Here is a 7191-nt window from a genome sequence, read left to right as displayed (position 1 = left end):
TCTAATCATAATAAATACCTTTAAGATTTTGCTTATTTTAAGCTATAAATCTCTACAGTTTCATTAGACCATTACACACTTGATACTTTGGGAGACAACAAAACTGCTGGGAGGGGCTTTTTTTTGGACTGCAAAGTCAGAGCAGCCTAAAGCTAAAGTCGATTTTCAATATTCACAGTGTGGGAATGTTTATGATTCCGAAGCGCCTTTTAAAAATTTGCAGCAGGAACTGAATAAGCATCATATATTTATGACAAACGAGTCGATGATAAAATCTCTTAGAAAACTCCATAGTTGTGGCTACATTACGGTGACAACGAAGCATGGCAAGGGGGTTGATGGAGATGACAAAAAATCAAGAAGTGAATTCCGGCATTTAGATATCAACCAAATATTTGTAAATAGAAAGATGCAGACGCATTGGAAAAAGAAATCCGATATTAAATCTTTAAATGATTTGGATTGGTAGCAAGCGCCGAAACTAACTTAATGGTAATCGTTATTAACGTGGTATCTATCCGGCGCCTGATTGAAATCTCTAAGTTAGATCTTTTGATCTTGTTTATGCCTCTAGTTGAGTTAGAACCAGGAGTCGAGCGAATGTTGAACGTCTGGCTTTCTATACCTGTGCTAATGGGAAAAGTCTGATTCTGTTACCTTTTAAGTTAGCACTACAAACATCGTAAGCACGCAACAAACTGATAGCAAAGAGTAATTATAATAATAAAAAAACTCTCCACTTACCAAGCTGCGTGAGTTTTGCTTCCTTGATAGTTTATGTGTGTTCAAACAACAAGGAGAAATGAACATGTCTAAATCTAAATCAGCACCAATGACACCATCGGCAGCAGCACGCATTCAAAGCGGACAAGCTAAAGCAAATGGCGGGCAAGTGGCTAAAGGTAGTTTCACGGCAAGAGCACAGGCAGCAGCTGCTAAAAATAGTAAATAGAGTACAGAAGGTGGGCAAACAGTCCACCTTCTCTATTACGCCTACGCCAAAATATTGCAACAACAAAGGACATTGAACGTTCAGTATGACTAGTAAAACAATCGACACACCTTATTACTCAGTTCAATACCTGCTTAGGGAGTTTTCCAAAGGTTTAGGAACGAAGAACCTGGCTGGGAAGAAAATCGATGATGCGTGTAAGAACGCTGAAATTAACCCGTATCACCTCGAATCATTAAAGAAAGCGCTAATTCATGATCCGCTGAGTAAGTATGTAAACATTTACTTTGCTGATCATGTTTTAGAGCAATTCGAATGCATTACGGATAGTTATCTGAAATTGATAAAAAACGTACCACTGGATGGCGTCAATATAGAAGTATCCAGGCGGTTTTTAGACCGATTCTTTATGACGTTCACTATAGCTGAAATATGTACGGATGTTCTGGATGGCATGAGGCTATCACCTCGAGATGTCGCTCGTAGTGATAAAGCACTGATGTCCATTGTCCTAGAAAAATTGAACGGCTCAACTGAGTGGCAACAATTTATTATCAATAGCTCTGAATATCAAAAAGAGCGATTACGCATCTGGTCTTTAGGACCAGGTTCAGAATTACCTGAGCTTACCAGCATTGCCTCTTTGGGGAAGCAATGGGAAAGTGGCAATAGCTGGGGAACGTTCAAGGCTCGCTTGATTACCGCAAGACTATGGGACTATTTTTTCTATCGTAGTGGGTACACCGACCTAGCAATGCTAAAAGAACACTCGCCAAAAGAGTGTTTGACTGTATTAGTCGAAAGCCTATCGAGGCTCATATACCAGGGAGCAGCCAAATATCAGGCTACTATGCCAATGGCCTTAAAGTTGTTTGAATTACTTCGTCTAAGAGCGCCAAAAACTACAGGTGTTCAAGAGCAATGCTTAGAGATGCTAAAAGGTCTGAGGAAACAGCAACTAGATCTTGATGTTAATAATGAGACTACCTACTACTACCATTGGGTGAAAGCTCGTTATAACCTGCATTCAGGAAAGCTAACTGAGGCCATTGAAGACTACAAGCTTGCGTTTGAACAGGTCATATACAGGCAGGGCGAGAACGCTGAGAAAATAATTGTCGAGGCAATTGTAGCGGCGTGTCGAGCTCCAAAACCTGACAAAAGTTTTATCAACCGACTGCGACGAATGGCCGTGGTGATGAAAATCGACTTTATGCCGCCAGACCTAAGTAATGATGCATTTAAGACTAAGCCCCAAGATATTGACAACTGGGAGATCTCTGCATTTAGCAAGTATTTTGATACATATTTTACTAAGGAATCCTTTTTTACTGGGGCAGATTATCCTGAGAATCAACACCACAATTGTGGCGTTTGGATGATAGATGAAACGAGTAATAAACTAGATATTAACAAGCCGAATAAGATGCTATCTGTGGGTATGAATGGCGGACTTATCAAGAAAATGCCCCAGCTCGTTTACTTTGCTATGCTGGGTGATATTGAGTTGGTATCAGCCTTGATGGATGCTGGAGCGGATGTTAATAAGCTTTCTTCGAGCAATGAGTCTGCTATTTTGATGGCAATACAAGAGATGCAGGTCAATTTGACGCCATTGAACTCAATGTGTAACGAGGCATTCTATTTATTGAGCCAATATCCTCACAAGAAAAGCGTGTTGGATGCGCTGACAGACAAGAGAAAATTGTCTCCTCTTGGGTGTGCTGTTCAGACCGGGCGGCCAGACATTGTGAAGAAAATACTTCAGATGGGAGCCTCTGTAGATAGAAGGCACGATATCATTGGGGAGACACCGCTTTATACGGCAATTGGGCTTATTTCCCATCATACCAGGTCTCAATTGAAGACTTCTCAAAGTGAGAGCATGAAGTATTCCGAGATGAGCCTGCAATCTGCCAGAGCTTATGGTGCAGGATTGCTTCCCCATGATCTTCAGCACTTAAAACGGGTGATGTTAGAACAAGAGAATGATCCCATGTTTTGTGAAATTATTGAGGAATGTAAAGAATATGGAAAGAGAAACATTGCTAAATATTCAACGGCGGAAGGTTTTAGAGACATTGCTAAGCTCTTGATTGAGCATGGCGCGAATCCTAATGCTAAGCATGATACCGCAATGCTTGGCTATACACCTTTGATGCTAGCTGCAGAGTTAGATGAAGCTGAACTAATAGAGGGCATGTTGGACTCAAAGCATCACCAGGTTGATTTTGGGGATACTTGCGTAGACTCTCGAACTCGCCAGCGAGTAACTATCGATAGATTGATAAGAAACTGGCGCTCGTTGAAAGTGGGTAAAATGCTGGTAGCTAGATTTAATTTAGCGTGATAATGCACATCGGTCTAACAGTTTTCGCGGTCAGCTAATTGACGTATTGTGAGGTGTTAAGTGTTTGAATTGACTACCACCTCTTATTTTTTTTGCCAAAAGGAAGAGATTAAAGTCAACTTAATGGTAACGACAATTATCATGGTATTGATGGAAAAACTTGTAAAGAGTTAGTGAGCTTGAACTAAGGCATGAACAGCTTTAGGTAAATGATGTAATTACTTTTCTGATGCTTAATCAAAAAGTTGAGAAGTTGGATTGGCGTCACTATTGTTGTCATGTTATTCAGTGTAATGTATACACACGCGAAATAACTAATTGAACCCAATGGCAAAAATTGTTTTCACACAACCGATTACCATTAAAACTGCTAACGAATTCGTAAAAAACTACCATAGACACCACAGGCCTACAGCTAGGAATTCTGGGAAGTGGGCGCTATCAGCTGTTGATCATAATGGGAATGTAGTGGGAGTTCTGATTGCTGGTAACCCTGTTTCTGCCACATATATGGATGGGGTTACGTTGGAAATTACGAGACTTTGCGTTAAGCCTCTTGCTCCTAAGGGAACTTGCAGTTTCTTGGTTGCAAAGTGCAGGAAAATATGGGAAATAATGGGAGGGCAAAAGATCATTACTTACACTCTAGATGAAGAGTCAGGAGCTTCAATGAGAGGGGCTGGATGGAAGCCGATGGGTGTGGTAAAACCACATAACCGTTGGACGGATAAAACAAAAGCTGATGGTATTGAACGAGCTGACTTAGAGATTTACTCCAAAGTAAAAATTCGGTGGGAACACAAGCTTAAGGATGCATGCTAATGAATGAAATGATCTGCGCATTTAGCTCTGATAGTCGAGAATTGTATAAAGCCGACATATACAGAACGGTTAACCTTCCAGATGCTCATATCGTGCATTTTCGTTATAAAAGAAAGTATGTTGAAGAAGCCGTACTTATCGCACCCGAGGCTCAGTATGGTAAAGAGGTACTAATTTTCTTCACAGTCGGTAATTCATTAGATAGTGTTTCCAATTGCGTAGAGAATGTGCCTATTCGAAAGGCTAAGATAGTAAACATTCAGATTGATAATGATACTGATGTTTGTCATATCTACATGCAGCTTGGGAAATTTTGGAAAGCTAGGATTTCTGAGAGTAATGATCAAAACGTGATGCCTACTAACAAGTTTTTTACCACGTTAGAGTTGGAAGATAGTGCTGTTCTCACTTGGAAAGAAACCGTTGAGAGCATACTCACTTCTTTTACTGATAAAGTATTCACTTATATTCAAGAAGTTCGTGATCAAGACTGCGCAATCATTAAACTAAAATATGATAAGACTAACAAGGCATCATATTATGAGTTTACCCAAGGCAAGCGATATCATGTAAAAATTGCAACAGCAAATCCGATAATAAACTCTTGTAAAATTCAGTTAGAGAATAGTAGTGATGAAATCGAATTTCACTGTATTTCACCTCTTGAGTCGACAGTACAATTTGATCGTCAAATCATTCCACTAACTGTGAAAGAGTCATCCACAAGACAGACATGCTCGACTTTAACTTTTACACCAACAACAAAAGAAAGCGGGCATGATGATAAAGAGATTGATGTTGAACACAAAGAGTATTCTACCTTAATAGAAATCCGCTCTAAGCAGAGTGTCGCTACTTCAATTATCTTTGGTGTCGCTTCAACTTTTTTGGTTGCAGGACTTGGACTTGGAAGGAGTGCCTTTAAGGAGGAATTCTCTCTCGGTCTTTTTCTGCTGGCTGCATTGTTAATAACTGGTTCTGCAGCTTTCCTGCATCATTTCTTTAATAAGAAATAACTAAAAGATTAAGATTAAGACTTAGGCTGCTATATTTAATCAATATCTATGAAGATTTTGTGGAAATTATTTACTTATACCAGTTACAAAATGTTTAAGCTTCTATGACCTGTCACTTGGGATATTTCTTCGATGGAGTAGCCTTTTTCAAACAATTTACTTGATCCCTCATGTCTCAAATCATGATAACGAAAATCTTCAATTCCTAGCTCTACTGCTTAGTGAAATTTATTGTGGAGGGATTACCCTCTGACTTCATGATAATCATTATGCTCACACTTGACCGCTATAGAGTGGCAAATAGGCTAAAGTCTCTTGGTTCATCCAATAGAGCTTATTTATGGCCTATCGTGAAGTGGCTGTAACTTACGGTTATTGTGAGGTTGGACCTGAATGAGCCATAAAACACACGGTTTACCAATGGCTTGCCAACTTAATGATAATAATCATTATCGTTAAGTTTTAGGTTTCATCTATCTCAAAAAATATGGTAGTAGTTGTTTATGTGTAATACGACGATTAAATTGGCAACTAAATTGATCGTCTGTAATAAAAATTCAAACTATAATTAACTACTTATGTTCGTTTTATGGTATGAATAGGCTTTAGCTAACAAAGTATGTACAGAAGTATTACGTAGTTTCCATTAGAGATGTAATTAAAGGGTATTAATGATTAATCGGATCAATTTAAAGTTAGATGTTACCTTAAAAATATTGTCACTATCATTTACTGCTTGTTTATTCATTGGGACTGCAGTTACGTGGAGTTATTTAGAAAAGATAGGGTTTAGCAATGAAATTACCTCTGTAATCAGTTCCCCTCAAGTTTTGCTCACAATTGCATTATATTCTGTTTCCGTTTCTTTTAGCTTAATATTCATGATGCTTTTAGTACCTGCTATTGTTGAGTTTTGTTTAAGAAATGATTTTGTTAAATGGAAGAGTAATTCACCGCGATCTCAATTTTCATTTGTATTTATAATTGTATTTATATTTCCTTTGATTTCTTTCTTATTTTACATGTGGAAAATGTTCAGTATTGATTATTATTGGCTGTATTTTCTTTCTTTATGTTTACTTATTACAGCCTTATTTTACATCAAACATGGAGGTCCAGAGTTAGATAATATTAAAAATACATTAAAAACAATAGGTATCGTCTATGTTGCTTTAGGGCTTGCATATAGTTTACTTGTTTTTTCTTTATCCGTTTTCTTACAAGTCACTATATACATAGAAGAAAATAAAGCTTTCCAGTTTATAATTTTATCTATTGTTATCATTTTGTATAGTGCGGCGGCAGCTGGTGCTGTAGTTTCTAAATCTTCAAAGATTATTTCATATATGCCTGTTGCTTTTATTGCTATATGGATTTTGCTATATGTTTTTGCAGATAAAGCTTCCACTAACATAATGTCAGCACTTGGCGTCGGTAGTTATAGTAGTTCCTATGCTGTTGAAGCAAAAAACTTAGTAGCGATAAATAAGAGTGCTTATAAAATTGATGTTTCAGCTGATAGTAAGGTTTTTATTTTACGGGATGTATGGGTTGTTGCTTCTCTTTCTAATAAATTAATTTTCAGCTCTGCTAAGGATAGTAGTGACTCCTATTCAATACCAAGAAATGCGATTCTTAGTGAAATAAAAGTAATGCCAATAAAAAAAGATCAGTAATTATAATTAATTGGTAAGTTGAAGTTATAGTATAATTAGAATGTGATATATAGTCTTGAATGAAAATAAATCAAGGCTCTTAAATACAGCCTCTTGCTTTAAACTCAAGCCCCCACTCTTTAAGCTGTTTTGCTAGTCTTGCATTGCATTGCATTGCATTGCTTTTAGCTAAAGCTGCTGGCGTGCTAGTGGTTTTTTTAGGTTTCGACTTTCTAATTTCAACACCTGATAGTTCGCGAGTGAACATCTTAGGCACTACATGGCTGTAGTGTTGCTCAATCATTTGTAAGCTCGTACCATGTTAGTGCCGACGCAAACCCGCAGTTATTTGCCGCAGAATAAATTGCCAATAAAACCTCTTGTTCAGCCTTTTAT

7 protein-coding genes and 1 pseudogene are annotated in these 7191 nt (G+C 37.8%); 6 read left to right on the top strand and 2 right to left on the bottom strand.

Annotation, left to right across the window (positions count from 1 at the left end; translation table 11 throughout):
- Positions 1 to 79: 79 nt before the first annotated feature.
- The 5 genes from AAEZ02_RS21385 (at position 80) to AAEZ02_RS21365 (ending at position 5140) form a co-directional block, all read left to right on the top strand.
- Positions 80 to 469, top strand: a complete 390-nt coding sequence (locus AAEZ02_RS21385) for a hypothetical protein (protein ID WP_351124946.1) — start codon at positions 80 to 82, stop codon at positions 467 to 469.
- A gap of 339 nt (positions 470 to 808) precedes the next feature.
- Positions 809 to 952, top strand: coding sequence for a hypothetical protein (locus AAEZ02_RS21380; RefSeq protein WP_351124943.1), 144 nt, complete (start codon positions 809 to 811; stop codon positions 950 to 952).
- Between the two features lie 85 nt (positions 953 to 1037).
- Entirely contained in the window at positions 1038 to 3302 is a 2265-nt protein-coding gene (locus AAEZ02_RS21375) for an ankyrin repeat domain-containing protein (protein ID WP_351124940.1), read from the top strand.
- Between the two features lie 327 nt (positions 3303 to 3629).
- The gene (locus tag AAEZ02_RS21370) at positions 3630 to 4124 is read left to right on the top strand and encodes an XF1762 family protein (RefSeq protein WP_351124937.1); all 495 of its coding nucleotides are present in this window, start codon (positions 3630 to 3632) and stop codon (positions 4122 to 4124) included.
- Positions 4124 to 5140, top strand: a complete 1017-nt coding sequence (locus tag AAEZ02_RS21365; RefSeq protein WP_351124934.1) for a hypothetical protein — start codon at positions 4124 to 4126, stop codon at positions 5138 to 5140. The genes AAEZ02_RS21370 and AAEZ02_RS21365 overlap by 1 nt, the downstream gene beginning before the upstream one ends.
- A gap of 83 nt (positions 5141 to 5223) precedes the next feature.
- Here AAEZ02_RS21365 and AAEZ02_RS21360 read toward each other — a convergent pair.
- A pseudogene (locus AAEZ02_RS21360) lies at positions 5224 to 5352 on the bottom strand (tyrosine-type recombinase/integrase); the annotation flags it as partial.
- Positions 5353 to 5811: 459 nt separating this feature from the next.
- Between AAEZ02_RS21360 and AAEZ02_RS21355 the strand changes: the two are divergent.
- Positions 5812 to 6816 carry a hypothetical protein gene (locus AAEZ02_RS21355; RefSeq protein ID WP_351124931.1) on the top strand — a complete coding sequence of 335 codons (1005 nt, stop codon included), beginning with the start codon at positions 5812 to 5814 and terminating at the stop codon, positions 6814 to 6816.
- A 79-nt stretch (positions 6817 to 6895) separates the two neighbouring features.
- On the opposite strand, the gene AAEZ02_RS21350 is transcribed toward AAEZ02_RS21355, so the two are convergent.
- Positions 6896 to 7099 (bottom strand): hypothetical protein, encoded by a 204-nt coding sequence (locus AAEZ02_RS21350; protein WP_351124928.1) that lies wholly within the window; start codon positions 7097 to 7099, stop codon positions 6896 to 6898.
- Positions 7100 to 7191 lie beyond the last annotated feature (92 nt).

The organism is Shewanella sp. T24-MNA-CIBAN-0130, assembly GCF_040310185.1.
Lineage (GTDB): Bacteria > Pseudomonadota > Gammaproteobacteria > Enterobacterales > Shewanellaceae > Shewanella > Shewanella psychromarinicola.
Note: the sequence above shows the minus strand (reverse complement) of the source record. Positions and strands in the feature narration are given on the sequence as shown.